13 protein-coding genes and 2 pseudogenes are annotated in these 18,311 nt (G+C 45.7%); 3 read left to right on the top strand and 12 right to left on the bottom strand.

Translation table 11 applies throughout. The features are described from left to right. Positions 1-137: 137 nt before the first annotated feature. Positions 138-1,037, top strand: a pseudogene (locus ACN222_RS10690) (ISAzo13-like element ISNsp4 family transposase); the annotation flags it as partial. An 811-nt stretch (positions 1,038-1,848) separates the two neighbouring features. Here ACN222_RS10690 and ACN222_RS10685 read toward each other — a convergent pair. The 9 genes and pseudogenes from ACN222_RS10685 to ACN222_RS10645 all read right to left on the bottom strand — a co-directional run. Further along, the gene (locus ACN222_RS10685; protein ID WP_010996301.1) at positions 1,849-2,640 is read right to left on the bottom strand and encodes a CPBP family intramembrane glutamic endopeptidase; all 792 of its coding nucleotides are present in this window, start codon (positions 2,638-2,640) and stop codon (positions 1,849-1,851) included. A 161-nt stretch (positions 2,641-2,801) separates the two neighbouring features. Further along, on the bottom strand, positions 2,802-3,536 hold the full coding sequence (locus ACN222_RS10680) for an SDR family oxidoreductase (RefSeq protein WP_010996300.1): 735 nt from the start codon (positions 3,534-3,536) through the stop codon (positions 2,802-2,804). Positions 3,537-3,572: 36 nt separating this feature from the next. Continuing rightward, entirely contained in the window at positions 3,573-4,556 is a 984-nt protein-coding gene (locus ACN222_RS10675) for a CPBP family intramembrane glutamic endopeptidase (protein ID WP_010996299.1), read from the bottom strand. Between the two features lie 164 nt (positions 4,557-4,720). Beyond that, positions 4,721-5,278, bottom strand: a complete 558-nt coding sequence (locus ACN222_RS10670; RefSeq protein WP_010996298.1) for a DsbA family protein — start codon at positions 5,276-5,278, stop codon at positions 4,721-4,723. 404 nt (positions 5,279-5,682) lie between these two features. Beyond that, entirely contained in the window at positions 5,683-5,985 is a 303-nt protein-coding gene (locus tag ACN222_RS10665; RefSeq protein WP_010996297.1) for a hypothetical protein, read from the bottom strand. Positions 5,986-6,389: 404 nt separating this feature from the next. Next, on the bottom strand, positions 6,390-7,019 hold the full coding sequence (locus ACN222_RS10660) for a response regulator (protein WP_010996296.1): 630 nt from the start codon (positions 7,017-7,019) through the stop codon (positions 6,390-6,392). 7 nt (positions 7,020-7,026) lie between these two features. Beyond that, positions 7,027-9,531 (bottom strand): PAS domain S-box protein, encoded by a 2,505-nt coding sequence (locus tag ACN222_RS10655; RefSeq protein WP_416365178.1) that lies wholly within the window; start codon positions 9,529-9,531, stop codon positions 7,027-7,029. A gap of 656 nt (positions 9,532-10,187) precedes the next feature. Continuing rightward, complete coding sequence (locus tag ACN222_RS10650; RefSeq protein WP_231865529.1) at positions 10,188-10,469, bottom strand: hypothetical protein; 282 nt, start codon at positions 10,467-10,469, stop codon at positions 10,188-10,190. A gap of 134 nt (positions 10,470-10,603) precedes the next feature. Next, positions 10,604-11,314, bottom strand: a pseudogene (locus ACN222_RS10645) (DUF2887 domain-containing protein); the annotation flags it as partial. A 1,629-nt stretch (positions 11,315-12,943) separates the two neighbouring features. Here ACN222_RS10645 and ACN222_RS10640 point away from each other — a divergent pair. Together ACN222_RS10640 and ACN222_RS10635 are read left to right on the top strand one after the other, a co-directional pair. Then, positions 12,944-14,056 (top strand): sodium-dependent bicarbonate transport family permease, encoded by a 1,113-nt coding sequence (locus ACN222_RS10640; protein WP_010996292.1) that lies wholly within the window; start codon positions 12,944-12,946, stop codon positions 14,054-14,056. Between the two features lie 98 nt (positions 14,057-14,154). After that, complete coding sequence (locus ACN222_RS10635; RefSeq protein ID WP_010996291.1) at positions 14,155-14,487, top strand: P-II family nitrogen regulator; 333 nt, start codon at positions 14,155-14,157, stop codon at positions 14,485-14,487. Positions 14,488-14,735: 248 nt separating this feature from the next. Here ACN222_RS10635 and ACN222_RS10630 read toward each other — a convergent pair whose 3' ends face one another. The 3 genes from ACN222_RS10630 to ACN222_RS10620 all read right to left on the bottom strand — a co-directional run bounded on the left by ACN222_RS10630 (position 14,736) and on the right by ACN222_RS10620 (position 18,284). Then, a complete protein-coding gene (locus tag ACN222_RS10630) occupies positions 14,736-15,914 on the bottom strand; it encodes an ARPP-2 domain-containing protein (RefSeq protein ID WP_010996290.1) in 1,179 nt (392 codons plus the stop codon). Between the two features lie 98 nt (positions 15,915-16,012). Then, positions 16,013-17,473, bottom strand: a complete 1,461-nt coding sequence (locus ACN222_RS10625; protein ID WP_010996289.1) for a hypothetical protein — start codon at positions 17,471-17,473, stop codon at positions 16,013-16,015. Positions 17,474-17,915: 442 nt separating this feature from the next. Further along, a complete protein-coding gene (locus ACN222_RS10620) occupies positions 17,916-18,284 on the bottom strand; it encodes an alr0857 family protein (protein WP_010996288.1) in 369 nt (122 codons plus the stop codon). Positions 18,285-18,311: the final 27 nt, after the last annotated feature.

The following is an 18,311-nucleotide window of genomic DNA, read 5'->3' as shown; positions in this document are numbered from 1 at the left end:
TTGCCTAAGTTGCTCGGCATCATCTATTCAGTGGTAAACTTATTGACAATAAGTTACACTTAGGCATCATGTAAAAATAACTTGAACGATTTACCGAATAGTTAGATCATCAGAATGTAACCGAATTAAAGGCTTAGATGTCTGATAACCAAGTAGTAGAAAGCATTCAAGACAAGTATGATTCGTTAAAGCCCTATTTGAACGAGAAAACACGGCGTGTTTGGGCAGCAATCGAAGCCCGAAGCCTGGGGTGGGGAGGTATCAGTCAGGTTGCGCTCGCAACTGGACTATCCCGGACTACAATCCATGCTGGGATAAGGTTATTGTTAGAAGCTTCAGAGGAAGAAACCTCGAATGGCGATAGTAATCGAATTCGTTCGTCAGGTGCTGGACGTAAACTACTGGAAGAAAAAGACGCGATGCTGTTATCAGATTTAGAATCGCTGATTGAACCAGTGACGCTGGGAGATCCAGAATCGCCTCTAAAATGGACTTCTAAAAGTGTAGTGAAACTGGCCGCGGCATTAAACATTGGCGGACATAGGACTAGTCCTAAAAGTGTTTACAACTTACTTGAATCGCTGGGCTACAGCTTACAATCAAATCGTAAAACCCGTGATGGCTCATCTCATCCAGATAGGGACGACCAATTTTTACATATTTCCAAGCAAGTCTTGCACTTTCAATCCCAGAACGAACCCGTAATTTCAGTGGATACTAAAAAAAAAGAATTAATTGGAGATTTTAAAAATTCCGGAACCGAGTGGTGTGAGAAGGCACGGCCAATTGAGGTGAAGATGCATGATTTTGTTGACCCCAAATTGGGCAAAGCAATTCCCTACGGAATTTATGATTTAACCTCAAATCAAGGATGGGTGAATGTTGGCATCGACCACGATACAGCAGAGTTTGCAGTCGAGTCTATTCGTCATTGGTGGTACTCAATGGGAAAAGAAGTTTATCCAAAAAGCCAGCATATAATGATTACGGCTGATTGCGGTGGTAGCAATAGTTATCGCTCTCGATTGTGGAAATTAATGTTCAGAATTCACTTGCCATGTAATCACAATGATTTCTGCAAACCCTAAGACAAATATTAGCCGCGACAACGCTCCTAAAATGGCTTCCATCGTCCAGTTCTGACTCTGAACCTCCCAGATCATCCAAACAATATAGAATCCCATCACCAACCAGGGTAGAATTACCGCTGAATTCCGTCTGCGATAGAAGCGGATCGTCCTCTCGCGCCAAAATGGGAAGGTGCTGAGAAGACAAAAAATGTAGGAGGTTCCTGCACTGATGAACAAGCTTCTTTGAAGACCCGAAGGCAGGTTTGGGTATCCAAGTGCGATCGCACTCAGACAGACTCCCAGCGCGAGGTACAGAAAAGTAAACAAGGTAAATCGTTTCATTATTTCTTCTCCGGTAAAGCTTATTCTCTGTACCAGACACGCACACATTGAAAGCAATTGATTGCAAGACCCTGACTGATCATCACTGGGTGGAAAGCATTACTAGTCGTCACTCCGTAGACATCATCACTTGTGCCTTCAATCCGATCGGGTAAAACAACGGTTTCAACATTGATTACCTGTATCGTTGTACTTTCGATCCACTGATTTACAGTACTAACAACATCAGAGAAGGATTCGTAATCGGAAGCTCCGCCGAAGGGCCCCCGCTCAGTAATCCGAGGCGCAAAATCTTTGCACTGAATCATTTGATTTACCACCTGAAAACTGTAAATTTGAGCATCAATTCAAGTAGTGGGCATCGCCCACCATTTTTAAAACCTTTCACGGTAAAGCTTTGTGGGCAGTGCCAGCCCTACGATATCTATTCCAAAACTTAAGCCAACCTTGCCAGTAAACCGCTAAGAACAAAAGCAAAAGCATGAAAGCTGATATGGGCTAACATTGCAGCTTCTAGCGAATATTGCCAAAAGAGCCAGCCAAACGCAGTCCCCGCAATTCCATTCAGTAACAACGCCCGAATAATCACAACTGGAGTGAGGGGAACGATTGCAGTAGTCGCTGGCAGGTGTAGTAGTCCAAATACCAAAGCGGCTAGAAAGATCGCACCCTGGTAAATCCCTTGACTTGGCAACGTAACGCCTTGTTTTAGCCATTTCCACGCGATCCAAACAAGCAGCGACATTAAGCCCCATCGCATCAAAATTTCCTCAGTGATGCCGCCATAAAGCATTGCTGTAAGTGAACTCAGCCAATTCGGTTCTGTATGACTGGATGCCTGTAGCGCTTCAGGTAGAGCAGGTTTCATGAACCGATCAAGCAACAGGACAGTGATTGTTGTCGCTGCACCCACACCCAAGCTCCATTTCATCTCAATGACAGAATATGGAATTTTAGGGGTATGAAGTACCCAGTAGTCAATCAAATGTGAGCGTAATCCAACGCGATAGGCACAGCCAATTCCGATCAGAATGCTGATTGCCAGTAGAATTGAATACTGTAGTCCTTGCAGAGGCATTAAAATCCATAATGGAGGCACTTTTCCCAGTGTTTCTGGAGACAGTTTCGCTAACTGTTGCTCGATTAAAGGAATAGACGTGATCGTAAACATCACAATTCCCACACTGCCCAATACAAATAAAATTCCAAATTGTTTCAGAATTGCCATTGGTTTAATCTCCAGATGCTCTGTCCTATTAGCTCATGCCAGCAGCTATGATTGCTGGGATTGCGGGCAGGTTGAAAACGACGTGAATGCGTTTACTGATTCACACTGCTCATATGTCGAGGTGCATAACGTTCTCCAGGTGTTCCCTCGACTTCCGAAATTTAGCTCATTTGTCCAATCGGTCGAACAATGATTTCATTCACATCTACCTCTACGGGTTGCTCGATCGCAAAGGCAATCGCACGCGCGATCGCATCTGCCGGAATCACTGCCTCACGAAATCCCTCCACCCATTCTGCTGCTTCAGCATCCGTGATCGTGCTGGCAAGTTCAGTTTCCGTCACTCCAGGCGAAATCACCGTAACCCGGATGTCCGTCGATTCTTGCCGCAGTCCCTCGGAAATCGCCCAAACTGCAAACTTAGTGGCGCAGTACACGGCTGCGGTTGGATAGACGTTATGCCCGCCAATCGAGGATAGATTGACAAACTGCCCTGATCGTTGCTGCTTAAAGAGGGGTAGTGCAGCAGCAATCCCATGAAGCACACCGCGAATGTTCACATCAATCATGCGGTTCCATTCATCGATCTTCAGCACCTCTAGCCTGGAAAGCGGCATCAAGCCCGCATTGTTCACCACAACATCAAGGCGACCAAATTTATCTTGGGCAAACTCGACAAAGGCTTGCATATCTTCGAGGTTGGTGACATCAAGGGTGCGGTATTCTGCTTCGCCACCTTTAGAGCGAATTTCGGCAGCGATCGCTTCCAATCGATCGGTACGCCGCGCCCCTAACATAACCCGTAAACCCTGGCGAGCCAGCAATCTAGCAGTTGCTTCACCAATACCGCTACTAGCTCCAGTAATCGCAATAACTTTGTTCTCATCAGTTGACATGGCGATTGTTCCTTGTAAGTAATTAAATTAACGAGATTACCGACGACCCTTCAGATGATTTTGGGAAACGGGTTCGGATGCCTCATCGCGTTTGAACACCCGGAAAACAATCACCAGGAAAATGGGAATCAGCACGAGAGAGGTGATGTCGTAGAATCTTGCATGGTACTCACTAACGCTGAACAGGGCTGGCGTAGTGAAGAAGCTTCCAGACCAGTTGAACAAAAGAAAGTACGCGATGTTGTTAGCGAAATGTGCGCCGATCGCAAGCTCGGTAGTGCCGTCGATCAATGAAACGATCGCAAACAGCAGACCCGTGCCGACGAAGAGTCCGAGGAACATCCCGATCCAGCCGCCCTCCTGTGACTCTGGATTAGTGGCGTGCGGCAGCGTGAAGATCACAGCCGAGACGATCGCCAGAAACACCCGATTCGACCAGATCAGGCTTGCGCCCTGCACGATGTACCCGCGAAAGAAAAGCTCCTCAGTGGTCGTCTGGATCGCAGTGATGACCAGCGCGATCGGCACGAAGAGCGCGAACGTCTTGAGGTCGGAGTTGAAGGAGAAGCTATCGGGGTAGAGGAGGTACTGCCCTAGTCCGGCTAGCAGCACCCACGGCACAAACCCAGCTACAAAGCCGTGACCGACGCGAGTCCAACTGATCTGCTCCCGCGCCGTGATGAGCGTTCGGGGATGACGCTGGTGGATGAGGGTGACGGCGATGAGGATTCCTGCGAGGAACACCGGAAAACCTGCCATGCTCACGACAAAGCCCCCTACCCGACCGAATGCGGCATAATCTAGCCGACCGAAAGCCGCGACACCCTCTTTGCCGCCGAGCGCAAGCGCGACGAGCGCACTGGCGAAGTTGGCAACGACCATCCAGGCAAAGAGGATGATTATCAGCCCCAGAACATACCGCCACCACCGATACTTACCCCACCCAGCAGCCTCGACGTAAGTCGCGTCTTTCACTTCTGTTCCGATTCCCTGATGTCTTTTGATTGCTTTAATTTTCATCTTTGTCTCCTGTACTCGTACATATATGTAGTACTTGGAAGTTAGCCAACCTGTTTTGCGGTCATTCCAGTGAGGCGTTTAAATTCAACAAAACAGGCAAAAACTAGCGAGCAAATGCGCGATCGCCGACTAGCACTCACAAACAAGTCAGATATAAATAGAGCTTAGTGACTTGCTGCAACAATGGCTGTCATCAACTCTGTCATTTTCCAGCGTGCGGTATATCGAATGGTATTGATAAATAGGACTGGGGCAGTTGTTACTCCACTGTGTATTCCACTTTCGATATCTTCGTGGATGCGATCGACATATACTTGTTTAGACAAGTTTTTGAGAAACTGAGGAATATCAAGCCCCAAATCATTGGCGTACTCTACAAGATAACCGTTCTCTAACTTCTGTTGATAAACAAATAAAGTATCGTGCATTGGCCAAAACTGTCCTTGGGCAGCGGCGGCTTCAGCGACTTCGGCGGCTCGTTGAGCATGAGGATGAATCTGTGTTTGCGGAAAATGACGGAAGATAAAGCATAAATAATCTTCTCCAAAAGAAGCACTCAGCTCTTGTTTGATTCCTTGAATCATCCTGTAAACGTCCGCACTTCTAGAGCATTGATAGTCTCCATACATCACCAGCACGACCTTGGCACTCAGCACACCTTGCATCCAATCTTGAGTTGAAGGGGGTACAAGTAAGGAACTGTAGCTGCGATCATCGTTCATTTTTTTACGTTTGCAGTAAGTATGGAACTTTGCAATTGACTTGCTCAATCCATTGACTGCATCTCTATTTGCATACATTCAATATAGGAAATTGCCTTCAAGCTGTCTTCTATAGCGAGTTAAAATTTTTACAGTATAAATTGATAGAGCAACCATGCCATCGTGGAGTAGAAGGCTGGTTCTAACTCAAGTTAGAATCCCAATTCTATCGAAAGTACATCCTATAAATTAACAATGCCGCGTTTAACGGCAACAATTACAGCTTGGGTGCGTTCGTCCTTGACGTTGCCGTAGGCATCGCTAACATCTAACTAGCGATAAGAAGCGCTTCCTACAACTAGGATGAGTACGATCCTGGTTGCAAAATGGCGGGTTTTGGCATTGATATTTGCTGGCTCCTGCACTTAGTTGCGATCGCTGGCACGATCGATCAGTGCGTTTGAGGGCAAGCTCGGATCAAGCACCTTGCGCGCACTGTCAACTCCTACAACGGGCAGTGCCGGTTTCCCTACTCCCCCAATCATTACCGGAATGCCGTTAACGTAAGCATCCTCAACCATCGTGGCGAGGGTATCTTCAGTGTTGTGAGCGTCAAACTCAAGCCGCAGATGCTCATCCCAGAGTTCTTGCAAAAACTTCTGGGCTGGTGTCAGGTTGCTAGTTGCCTTTCCATTTGCTTGTTCGTCTACAGATTGCTGTTTGACCATGATTGGATTCTCCTAGTTCTATTTATTTAAAGTGTATTGAGTTCCAAGGCTCGACTTCTTTCAAATTCTTACAATGATTTGTCAGATTCTTGTGGAATTAACGAACCCGCTTTGGTGTCATTCCAGTAATTCGCTTAAACTAAGGATTTGAGCGTTTGCGATCGCCCGCTTCCGTCCCCTTTACATTTCTTTAGAGACAGCCTCTTACCGCTCTCAAGGAGCATGATTTGCCTGATTGGATGCACTTCTATTTGCATAGATTCAATATAGGCGATCGCCTTCAAGCTGTCTTCTATAGCAAGTTAAAATTTTTACAGTATAAATTGATAGAGCAACCATGCCATCGTGGAGTAGAAGGCTAGTTATAACTCAAGTTAGAATCCCAATTCTATCGAAAGTACATCCTATAAATTAACAATGCCGCGTTTAACGGCAACAATTACAGCTTGGGTGCGATCGCTAACATCCAATTTATTCAAAATCCGATTGACATGAGATTTGACAGTGCCTTCACCAATACTCAAAGCATCTGCAATATCGGCATTGCTCATTCCCTGCGCCAGTGAGCGGAGTACTTCTAGTTCTCTTTCACTCAGTTCTGGATTGCTGAGGCGCTGTACCAACTTTGCTCCTACATCAGGCGGAATATACTTATGACCCCGATGAACGGTACGAATAGCATTCAGAAGCTCGTCAGGTTCAGTTTCTTTCAACAGATATCCTTTTGCGCCTGCCTGCAATCCCCGATAAATATCTTCGTCACTATCATACGTGGTCAGTACAATAATCCGAGCAGATTTAGCAGTAGCACAAATTGCACTGATGGCGGCAACGCCTTCCACTTCCGGCATTCGCAGATCCATCAGCGTGACATCTGGTTGATGTTCCTCAAAGAGAGCGATCACTTGTTCCCCATTTTCAGCCTGGGCAACCACCTGCATCTCTGGGTCACGGTTAATAATCGTGGCTAATCCTTGCCGAAAAATAGCATGATCGTCTGCAATCAGAACCCGAATGGTTATGGCTTGGCTCATCGTGATGCTACTCCCAATTGACGGTAACAACAATCTCTGTTCCTTGTCCAGGTTGACTCCTAATCGTGAGTTGTGCGCCGATGCGCTCTGCCCGTTCGCTCATGCCTAATAAGCCAAAACCCTCAGAGGCTGGAATACTGCCAACTCCAAAGCCCTGTCCATTGTCTCTCACGCGCAAGCAGAATCGATCGCGATCGTAGACTAGTTCTACTCGGATTTCGTCAGCATTGGCGTGTCTAATCGCATTGGTTAAGGCTTCCTGCCCCATCCGCAGTAGGTTACTCTCGATTTCAGTCGGCAGAGAATATACTGCACCCTCAATCTCATAATATAAAGTCGTATCTATTGCGGCAGTTCTAAGTTGAGCGACGAGACGATGTAGAGCGCTCTGTAGACTGCCTTCCTCCAAAAGCTGAGGACGGAGTGCTACTACCGATCTCCGCGCTTCAACCAGTCCAGTTCGCGCCAATTCTTTGATCAGGTCTAGGTGTGACTCAGTTGCTTCTAAATCATCCGTTAGCACCTGTTTTGCCGCTCCCACCTGAGCCAGAATGCCTGTAAACGCCTGAGCGAGTGTGTCGTGAATTTCGCGTGCCATACGGTTACGCTCTTCCAGAATTGAGGCTGCTTCTGCTCGCTTTTGCAGCGTAATATCTCGCGCTATCCAAATCACCTGTTCGTGCCGAATCGGTGCAATACGCGCCGAAAACCAAGTTTCTCGCCCATCTATCTGTAGGCTGTATTCAACGGTAAGTACTTGTTGGGTTCTCAGCACCTGCTGAATATAACCCATAAATTTATCGGCTTGTTCTTCTTCAAAAATCTGATGCAGTGTTTTACCAACCTTCTCCTCAACTGAACTATACAACTGCCTCGGATTCCCTGCGACTGTTTCGATCACTCGCCCTTGGGCAGTAACAACACATAGCGGATCGGGAATGGCTGAAAAGAGCGACCGTAGCTCTGCTTCAGAGGCTTGCAATGCTACTTCTGCCTGTTTGCGTAAGCGGAGCTCGTCGTAGACATCGCTAATATCTGCAATCACCCCTTCGATGTAGTCATCGCCTGCATTCAGATAAGAAGAGAAAAGTCCCCAAAACACTGTCCCATCTCGTTTTCGCATCTGTGCTTCATAGCTTCGCACTTCCCCATCCCGCTTCATCACCTCAATGCCTTGTTGGCGATCGCTGGGATTGACCCAATAGCCTATAGTGTGTTCAATCCCAATAATTTCTTGGGGTGAATCAAAGCCAAACAGATCGGCAAAGCGTTGATTGGCATTGAGAATTAATCCATCACAGGTGCGGGTTCGGTAGATGCCAACCTGCGAGTTTTCAAAGATAGCTCGGAACTTGGCTTCACTGCGTTGTAATGCCTCTTCTGCTTGTCTACGCTGGGTGGTGTCATTGCCAACCGATAAGATTTCAACGACATCTCCCTGTTCATTGAAGATAGCTTGATTTGACCAAGCAACCCAAACTCGCCGACCGTCTCGACACAGGTTTTCACCCTCGCCTTGCGGGTACGATTGAGGATTACGAAGTAAATCATGGACAAAGGGTTTGACATCGCGTCCAGAGATTTCGATGTCTGGAATGATTGTTTCAAATAAGGTTCGCCCTAAAATCTGATGTTCTTCATAGCCAAGAAGCTTTACCCCATAATCGTTAATGTAGTGAATCCGTCCTTGCGGATCATAGCGAATGATAACGGAATTTGCGGTTTGTAGCAGGTTGCGATAATTTGCTTCACTTTGTCTCAATGCGGCTTCAGTTTGTCGGCGTTCCGCGATCTCCTGCTGCAAGGCTTGAGTTTGCTCTTCTACCTTCCTTTCCAGTGTTTCGGAATAATCCGATAACCGTTCATATAACCGAGTATTCTCCAGTGAAATTGCTGCCTGAGCAATCAACAGTTTAAGGACTTGCACGCGATCGCTAGTAAACACTCCGGTACTAAGATTGTTCTCCAGGTAAAGTATGCCAATCAGCTGATTTTGCTTGAGAATGGGCATACACAGGAGCGATCGCGTTTGTTGATGTTGAATATAAGGATCAGTTGAAAAAGACAATTTGCTGACTGCATCATCAAACACCAGAGTTTCTTGAGTGCGTTCTACCGAGTGAATGACGGAAACAGGAATTGTTGCACAGCCAGCAACAGCGATCTTTTCCAGGTTACACTGTCTACTCCCACTGCACTGAGCCACAACAGTGAGCCGATCATCTTCCAGGAGAACCAGAGCGCCAGTTTCGGCTCCTGCATTTTCTATCACCACCTGCATCAACGTTGCAGTTAATTGATCGAGATGGATCATTTCTGAGATGGCTTGAGCCGCTTTCATCGCCGCAGCCAAATCTATCGCCGCAGTCGGATGACGGATCGTTTCATCGGTCACGATTGAATGTGATTGCCGAACTAGGTTGGTGTTGAGGAGTTGTGGATAGCGTTTTTCTAAATCTTTAACTTTAGCGGTTGCGCCCCAGCGATCGTAGCAATAGTGCGCCTCTTTCATGTAGGTTTGGGCAATTTTTGACCGACCTCGCGCCAAATAATGTTTAGCCGCTAATTCATAGGCTAATGCTTCTTCCTGGATAAACTCATTTTCAGCAGCACCTGCGATCGCTCGCTCGTAAAACTCTTCAGCCTCAAAAAATTGCCCTAAGACTCGTGCTTTTTCTGCCTCGACTAGATGAAATTTATGTAGATCATTCATGGGAGCATTTTCTGCCCATTTCTGCATCTTTTCTTGGTTAATGTTAACACAATTGAGCCAAGCTACTTTTTGGGAGTTTGAAGCATCGAGCGGTAGGCTCAAAAGCGCCAGAGAGGAGATTGGCTGCATGGATTCTGCCCAGAATGTCCCAAATAGCAATCGCAAGACCAAGAAAAGTGGATAAAGGCATGGGGCAGAGTATATCTAGACGCTAATGATAGTGATAATAATTCTTATTATGAGAATTGCTGGTGATCGATTACCATAATCGTAAACATTACGAATGTTAACGCGATGTGCAACTTATTTTTGAAACCCCTCTCCAAACCTCTCCCCGAAGCGGAGAGAGGCTTTGAATCTTGCTCCCCTTCCCTCGCAGGGAAGGGGTTGGGGGTTAGGTTTGAGAGAAAGTTGCACACGGCGTAATGTTACTACTGATTTAGCGTTAACTCACTTTAAAAGATTGCCACCAATTGGTCAAACATCACAGGCTGTACTTCCTCAAAGACTACCAGCACCCCCCAACGCTCGTCAGGAGTGAGAGTACTGAGAAACTCTTTGACCGAATCCAAACCACGACCTACCCGTGACATCGCAAGCGTTGCATAATATTTTACCTGCCCCCACCAAAAATCACAGGGATTTTCCTGTCCGTCCAGACCCCCACAATTATTATCTCCAATTAAATTAGTGCGATCGCATATCTTGTAGGTTGGGTGAAACGCAGCGAAACCCAACAAGCAAACGAATAAAGTACCAACTACTGTAAATAGGTTAGGAATAAATGTGCGTTAGCGTACAGCTTAGTGTTAGCGATCACCTAGTAACTACCTCGAAGTGCGTTAGCGCAGCTTACCGCAGGTATCGCTTTTTAAGAATTACCATCCAATCCCGACAACCAAGCATCTAAATCAGCCATGCTGGTAAAATCAAGCAAAGCTTCTCCCAGATTTTCCAATTGTTCTAAGGGAAGGGATTCGATACGCGATCGTACTTTGTGCGGCAATTTCCCTACTCTACGGGATAATAGACGCAAAACGAGGGATTTTTCTCCTTCTTCCCGTCCTTGTTCTCGTCCTTGTTCTCGTCCTCGTTGTTCTCCTTCTTTTATTCCTTCTTCCTTAATTTCCCGATAAACCCGCGTTTCTTGTAGTGTAATTCCCAACATCTGTTCTACCTCCCGTTGACTCTTATCTTCAAACTTGTACACCATTATTGTTGTGATTAACTCTATTATGGCGCGATTTTCTGGTTGCAGAGTTTCCTGCTGACTCCTGGTTAATAAATACCTAGCTTCTTCAGTTGCTTGTTCTTCATCAATTGTAGTCAACATCATCAATGCAACCCATACAGGTAATTGGCGAATATCTCCCAACTCATCTAAATATATTCGATGCACCTGTGGGCTATTAATTTGACTCAGGTAAGGACTAATATCAGTTTGTTCTAAACTGCGGGATGGGTAAATGATCACAATTTGCAAATTACTAAATCTATCCCGGTTACGATAGAAATATAACCAAGATTCTGCAAATACCCGCTCATATAGTCTTTCGTCATTTTGAAACTGCACCTCACAGAATTAATAAAAAACGCCCTAAATTTATTGATAAATGATTCGACCAATATGACGTTTAGGTGTTGGGTTACGGTGCGGAAGATTGATAACATTACCACAAATTAATTCATGCACCTCCACCCAACCTACCTTTAACTACTGTTTTAGAGAAGTTAGCCCAAGCCAACTTGATAGATTTTTGTCTTTGTGATCCCTCATACTTTGATAGTTACTGACTACTTCCCTTATTAATTGCAAGATAGTGTCATTAATTATAACTACTTCAGCAGTAATCATGGCACTATGGCGATCGCTCTGACACGAACAAACCCCGTTCTTGCAAACGCTCTAGCTCTTTTGGATCTCTCAAATATCATCACAATACCGAGATTCTCAGTGCTTGAACAGCTTCTTGCCAAAATGAGAATTGCTGGGGTTTTGAGAACGTATAGAGAAAACTCTGTGATCACAATTTACATTGACCAGGGATATACAGGTTTTTTGAAAATAAAAGAAAAACTTATGATTTGAATTTGAAATTACTTAGTAGATCCATGTAAAGCGATCGCTAATTTTCAGATAAACTTAGGCACATACCTGCCGTTCTGATCTTTTTTAAATTCAAAATGCAAAATGCAAAACTAAGAAGAAGATTTATCTTGAATTAATTCTGGGTATCAGGCTCTAAGTGATTGCAATTTTGAATTGTTTTAACCCCTAATATCTGAATCAAGGAGGAATTACAACGTGAATTTCTTGCCCGATTTTTTGATGCGCTTATATAAAGTTAAAAATATCGTTCAAAGCGAAAGCATAGATGTCTGTCTTCTATTCGACATCAATATCAGGTTTGAGCGACCCAGTTTCTCTCCTTGAGATATTCTCCATTCACAGGTGAATTTCTGACAGGTGTTTCCATCGTAGCGTGCAAGTACCCGCCACCGCCACAAACATTCGATCAGCATGGAGCATACACAATGAACAAGTTTGACTCAACTAAACTGCGGACAAGATTTGACAACACCAGCGAAGGCTGGCTAGTGCAGGTATATAGCAGCGATCGCCGCCTGCTCTGCGTACTCGAGTCGTCTCACGCCTGGACTTTTTTGTTGGGCTGTGGGTTCAGTCTCCTACTGGCGGTGGGGTGGTTTAACCTCGCCAGTTACAGTCCATCCACGACTTATGAACCGTCAACAGCTCCCCCTGAAATGAGGATTGATTAGCTCAGTCATTGCTAGAAGATTGGTGTCCACGCAACTCTTCCGATTTGGCTGATCCCATACCGTCCTCGGTGCAATATCCGTGTATAGAGAAAATTCTGTAATCGCAATTTACACTGACTAGAGATATACGGATTTTCTGAAAATAAAAGGAAAACTTATGATTTGAATTTGAAATTACTTAGCATATCCATGTAAAACAATCGCAAATTTGTGCGAATTTAAAGATCTGACTTAAGTACATAGAATTTTGGCTCTTAATAAATATTGATCTATAGAAGTTACTGTGGGACAGCGACACCTTCCAGGCCCATTCGGAGAGCGGCCATCTTTGAAACACCTGTCGGCAGGATTGAAGCGTTGCACCCTTACTTCTTAAAGCTCACTTATCACAATAATCGCTCTTTTTTAGAGGAGGCAGAAGGAGGTATTCATGGATTTTTTTTCCTTGTTCTTAATGGACTTCGTTAAGCAGTTGCAGTCCCCAACACTTGGGTTTTTGATTGGTGGTATGGTCATTGCCGCTCTCGGTAGCGAATTGATAATTCCAGAGGCGATTTGTCAGATCATCGTCTTCATGTTGCTCACCAAAATCGGTCTGACCGGTGGTATTGCGATCCGCAATTCCAACCTGACAGAGATGGTGTTACCCGCAGCGTCTGCTGTAGCAGTAGGGGTTCTTGTTGTATTCATCGCGCGCTATACCTTGGCCAAGCTGCCGAAGGTCAACACCGTAGATGCGATTGCGACCGGGGGGTTGTTTGGTGCTGTGAGTGGCTCTACCATGGCTGCCGCCCTGACGCTACTGGAAGAACAAAAAATCCAATACGAGGCATGGGCAGCCGCACTCTATCCCTTCATGGATATCCCCGCGCTCGTAACGGCGATTGTGGTGGCCAACATTTATCTCAACAAGAAGAAGCGTAGTGCAGCAGGCGAGTATCTCAGCAAGCAGAGTGTTGCAGCAGGCGAGTATCCCGATCAGCAGGATTATCCCAGCAGTCGGCAAGAGTATCTCCGCAAGCAGCAGTCTGCTGATAATCGGGTCAAAATATGGCCGATCGTCAAGGAAAGCCTCCAGGGCCCTGCCCTATCGGCAATGTTGCTCGGCATTGCTCTTGGCCTGTTCACCCAGCCGGAAAGTGTCTATAAAAGCTTCTACGACCCCCTCTTCCGAGGCTTGCTTTCGATCTTGATGCTGGTTATGGGTATGGAGGCTTGGTCAAGGATTGGCGAACTACGGAAGGTAGCCCAGTGGTACGTTGTGTATAGCGTAGTGGCACCGTTGGTGCATGGGTTCATCGCCTTCGGTCTCGGCATGATTGCCCACTACGCCACGGGATTCAGCCTGGGCGGTGTTGTGATCCTGGCCGTCATCGCCGCCTCCAGTTCAGACATCTCAGGTCCACCCACGTTGCGAGCCGGAATTCCGTCGGCCAATCCCTCCGCCTACATCGGTGCCTCCACAGCTATCGGTACACCCATTGCCATTGGCTTGGCAATACCGCTCTTCCTCGGTCTCGCCCAGGCGATAGGCGGCCGCTAATCTAGAGGGGTTACGGTCGCGTTCTGTCGACCCTCCCTTGACCCAGCAGACCAAGCAACTCAATATATAAGATCAATTACGGTAAGGAGGTAACTAACATGGCCAAGCCAGCCAAAAAGCTCGTCATCGTCACGGAAAAGATTCTGCTGAAAAAGATCGCCAATATCATCGAAGAATCCGGGGCAACCGGTTATACGGTTTTGGAAACTGGCGGTAAAGGCAGTCGCAACGTGCGCTCGACGGGACAACCCAACGTTTCTGACACCCAGGCGAATATAAAATTCGAGGTGCTCACCCCGGATCGAGATATGGCCGAGAATATTGCGGATCAGGTCGCAGTGAAGTTTTTCCTCGATTTTGCGGGCATGATCTATATCTGTGACGCAGAGGTACTGTACGGACACAGTTTCTGCGGACCAGACGGCTGTTGAATCGAGACGACACAGACCTAACAAGCCGGGGCATGACCTCGGTTTTTAGTAGTCGTATTTCTTGCCTGCGGGACTGGGGTTTCAGTGGCAGTCCCCAGTCCTTATTCCTCAATCCTGTTCCCTGCTCCCCCTCTGAACGCTAGTCTCTAGTCCTTACTGGGTTTCAAGTTGCAGCGTGATAGAGTCCACTTTCTTTATTAAATTCCCATCCCATTTATCCTAGTGTCTATTCCTATTCCTCCCCACCTTCACCTTTTCGCTTTTTTCCGTGCTGCGTCGCGTACTTGTTGATTGAGTAGATAACCAAAACCTGAAGCTTCGAGGCGAGAAACTAGTTCATCGCGGGTGTGTCCCAAGGCTTTGGCTGTAGCATCAATATTCCAGTTATATTCGGCTAGTTGGCTGAGTAAGTACACGCGACGGGTTTGGGCGGCTGATAGACGGTAAGTTTTGAGATATTCTAACTCTCCGTTATCTCGAATAATCGCCTCACCGATATGGTTTTCTTCTTTAGGTTGCAGATTAGTAATGAACCGTTGCAGTTGGAATTGTCCAGCCGTGTACACTCTCTGGGATTGGAGTTGGCGCTGTAGCAATCCTTCCGCCATGAATCCTTGGAATGTAGCCCAATCTGATCGCATTTGGGCGATCGCTCCACTTAAATCTGTCAAACTATTAATCTGGGCATCATCTACAGATGTAGCCATTGGAAAAGTTGCACCATACATCAAGCTGTACTCGTAAATTAGTTCACCATAAAAGTCTTCTAAAAGACTGGTGTGCAGAGCGCGGTAGTCTTCAGGTGTGGGAACGACAAAAGCAGAGGCTAAAGCTTCAGCGACAAATACCAATACACCAACTTGTCTTTCGTGAATCTCAAACACCCGTAAAGCATCTTCTAACCCAGCAATGTAACGCCCACTAAAAGATGATTCGTAGCGTGAACCCAGTCCGTGAGACAAAGCATACTTAGAATATTCACTCCAAGCAATATCTGGGCCTGAAAAAAACAGCGAAAGGAAACCTTCCATTGCTAAGTGCAAAGGTAAAAATCTCAGTTGATTCCTTGATTCTCGTTTCGCCATGCGGTGCATTAACCGCACACTTGCACAACAGGAATTAAAACTTTTACCCTCAGGCTTGAGCATCTGTCCGCCAAAGCTGGCTACTGGACTACCGTCATCACTCCAAGACATGACTAAGCCATGAGGGACATAAGAGAAGTATTTCATCCCCGGTTTGCTTATTTGACCCTCCAGGGAAACCACCGCAATATCTTCATCGTAAGAACGACGCAGCAAACGCAAATCACCCCGCACTTCTCGCCGCAACAATGGCACAATACGTACTGCACCACGTATTTGAGAAGGCGCAATTTCCAATCCTTTGAGTGATATATCTGTTAATAAACTTTTAGTTTTTGACATAGCAATTTTTATTCAGCGATTACGCTTTTAAAATACATAGTCATTTGTATGATTTGTTAACAGTTGACGGTTGACTGTTAACGGTTAACAGTCAACCGTCAACAGCCAACACGAAAAGATGTGCCAGTTAAAGAAGATGCTGTTAAAAATTGCTCTACTCGTTGTGCTAGATATGTTTCTAGTTCTGATAAAGGTGCAGAACCTTCAGCAAAACGAGCAAAGTTGAGCATCGTTGGTAAATCTTCTGCGTCTCTTAGTCCTACGGTAGGGACGGCTGGGCTGAGGGTGCGTAGGGAAAAGTCATCGGAGTTGAATACAGGGTTGCAATGAATGATAGAAGTTTGCCCTCTGGGATCTAATTTAGTCCGGTAGATGCGTAGGACTTCAGCAGCTCCATTGGGTGGGTCATTTTCGCAACCGTCGGAAATAATTATGATTAACTCGGCTCCTGTTCCCAAAGCGGCTAACAGTGGTGTGGCTAAGTCTGTTTGTCCACGGGCGTTTACTTGCAGTGAATCTTCTACGGGTACTGTCCAAAAAGCTTGATATTCTTGCGCGGCGGCTTGTAATAAGTAGTGTGCAGCCATAGCTATACCCAAGGGACGGCGGCGCTTTTCACTAGAGCCGGAACTGGAATAACTGCAATCCAAGACGGCTGCAACCTTTCCTAGTTTTAAGGGCGCTTTTTTTAACGCTAGATGTGCCGATCGCTCTAAGGCTTGATGTAAAATATCTCTTTGTTGTTGTCGTATATCCCAAGGTAAAGACAAGATATATAACGCCAACTTGGTTAAGGGAAGACGACCAAAATCTATATTGATATCAGTTTCGTTACGTTCCGCCGCACCTTGCAAACGCAGCTTTTCGCCTAAAGTCATTTGCTGTTGAATCCGGGATAAGAAGACATCGCGGGGGACTTTGTGTTTAACTGCAAATCCTTCGGCGATGGTAAAAGGCAAATTGTAAATGGCTTCGGCGCTGTAATGTGCTTGGCGAAACTGTTCAAATAACTCAGTGGAGTAAGACTTTTGCTTCCAGTTGTGGAAAAGGAAAGTACCCAATTCACCTTGTAGTTTCAGGTGGGCGTGGGTAGCGATCGCTCTCACTTTTGCGCGATACTTAACAGCATCAAAACTCATATCACGCCGCATACTTAAATAATCGCGGGCGATCGCTCTACTTCGTCTATTATTAATTTTACGTTGTCTTAACTGTTGTAAAACGCCCCAAGCTCGTTGTGGAGGTAAGGCGTTGAGTGCATGAGCAATCAGTGCGCCTTCTTCTTGGCGATGTTCGGGGATTGTGTCTTTTCCTGTCGCCAGTAATTTTAAGATAATTTGGGCTTGGTTGAAATGGTTGATACCTGCGGCTAAAGTCCGGGCATAAAGTAAACGGTAATTACCCAGAATATAATCGTGTAAAAAGTCAATTGATACTCGTTGACCATAGGCATCATCATAAAATTCTTTTTGTCCAGTGCAAGCAAGACAAGCATTAATAAACATTACTAAATCTTCTCGCGCTACCTGTTCAACGCGGTTTGTATTGAGGTTAGTCACGTCGCTTCGCTCCAATTCAAAATTCAAAATACCCTACGGGAAGCTAAAGCTACAAAATTAAAGAAAATTAGTGGAAGCTTGTAGTAGTTAGTAGGGTGCGTCAGTGTGAAAAAACCTAGCTGTACCAAGAAATTATTCATACTGACGCACCCTAAAATTTGGATATTTTTTTATCTGGAAGTCTTTTATATCAAGTTCGGGGAAAGAACGGTACGACTAGGTTAGACAACTTAAAAGGTTGGAACGGAAGTCATACCAAAGTCCCGCGAACATTAAGACTTAAGCTAAAAAATTTTGAATTTTGTAGCGCTTGCGCTTCCCGTAGGGTATTTTGAATTGTTATGGGTGCTGTTCGGGGAAAGGCGACACGACTAGCTAGGACAGTTTCACAGACTGGGTTCGGAAGTCATACCAGAGTCCCGCGAACAGCAAGACTGAATTACTAAGCGTGGCAGAGTTGCTGCCTTTGAGATAATTGTTGGAGTAATAATTCTACAGATGAAATCAAATCTGTGACGAAGACCCCTGTTTCGCTGTTTTCAGTTGACGTTATGTATATACCTTGGAGAGTAACTTCAAAGTATGAGGGATCACAAGGACAAAAATCTATCAAGTTGGCTTGGGCTAACTTCTCTAAAACAGCTAAGGGGGATGATTCGATAGGTAATAGAAAAGCCGCCGTGCTGGGTTCCATGTAGATATTTGTGCCAGTGCTAAGAGCCAAATTTACTCTTTGATTTACCCAATTTTCTAAAGGTACGTCGAGATAATCTAAACTAACGCTATTTTCGGTATAAGTGAGTTTTAACATATGAATTAATAATACCTACATGGATAT

Source organism: Anabaena sp. FACHB-595 (genome assembly GCF_048568275.1).
Lineage (GTDB): Bacteria > Cyanobacteriota > Cyanobacteriia > Cyanobacteriales > Nostocaceae > Trichormus.
This window is presented reverse-complemented; position numbering and strand designations above follow the sequence as displayed.

Excerpts from the sequence above, each read along its gene's own strand:
- ACN222_RS10685 (WP_010996301.1), bottom strand. The coding sequence starts at position 2,640 with ATGGCAATTCTGAAACAATTTGGAATTTTATTTGTATTGGGCAGTGTG.
- ACN222_RS10670 (WP_010996298.1), bottom strand. The coding sequence starts at position 5,278 with ATGAACGATGATCGCAGCTACAGTTCCTTACTTGTACCCCCTTCAACT.
- ACN222_RS10635 (WP_010996291.1), top strand. The coding sequence starts at position 14,155 with ATGGCCAAGCCAGCCAAAAAGCTCGTCATCGTCACGGAAAAGATTCTG.
- ACN222_RS10665 (WP_010996297.1), bottom strand. The coding sequence starts at position 5,985 with ATGGTCAAACAGCAATCTGTAGACGAACAAGCAAATGGAAAGGCAACT.
- ACN222_RS10630 (WP_010996290.1), bottom strand. The coding sequence starts at position 15,914 with ATGTCAAAAACTAAAAGTTTATTAACAGATATATCACTCAAAGGATTG.
- ACN222_RS10680 (WP_010996300.1), bottom strand. The coding sequence starts at position 3,536 with ATGTCAACTGATGAGAACAAAGTTATTGCGATTACTGGAGCTAGTAGC.
- ACN222_RS10675 (WP_010996299.1), bottom strand. The coding sequence starts at position 4,556 with ATGAAAATTAAAGCAATCAAAAGACATCAGGGAATCGGAACAGAAGTG.
- ACN222_RS10620 (WP_010996288.1), bottom strand. The coding sequence starts at position 18,284 with ATGTTAAAACTCACTTATACCGAAAATAGCGTTAGTTTAGATTATCTC.
- ACN222_RS10640 (WP_010996292.1), top strand. The coding sequence starts at position 12,944 with ATGGATTTTTTTTCCTTGTTCTTAATGGACTTCGTTAAGCAGTTGCAG.
- ACN222_RS10655 (WP_416365178.1), bottom strand. The coding sequence starts at position 9,531 with ATGAAAGAGGCGCACTATTGCTACGATCGCTGGGGCGCAACCGCTAAA.
- ACN222_RS10660 (WP_010996296.1), bottom strand. The coding sequence starts at position 7,019 with ATGAGCCAAGCCATAACCATTCGGGTTCTGATTGCAGACGATCATGCT.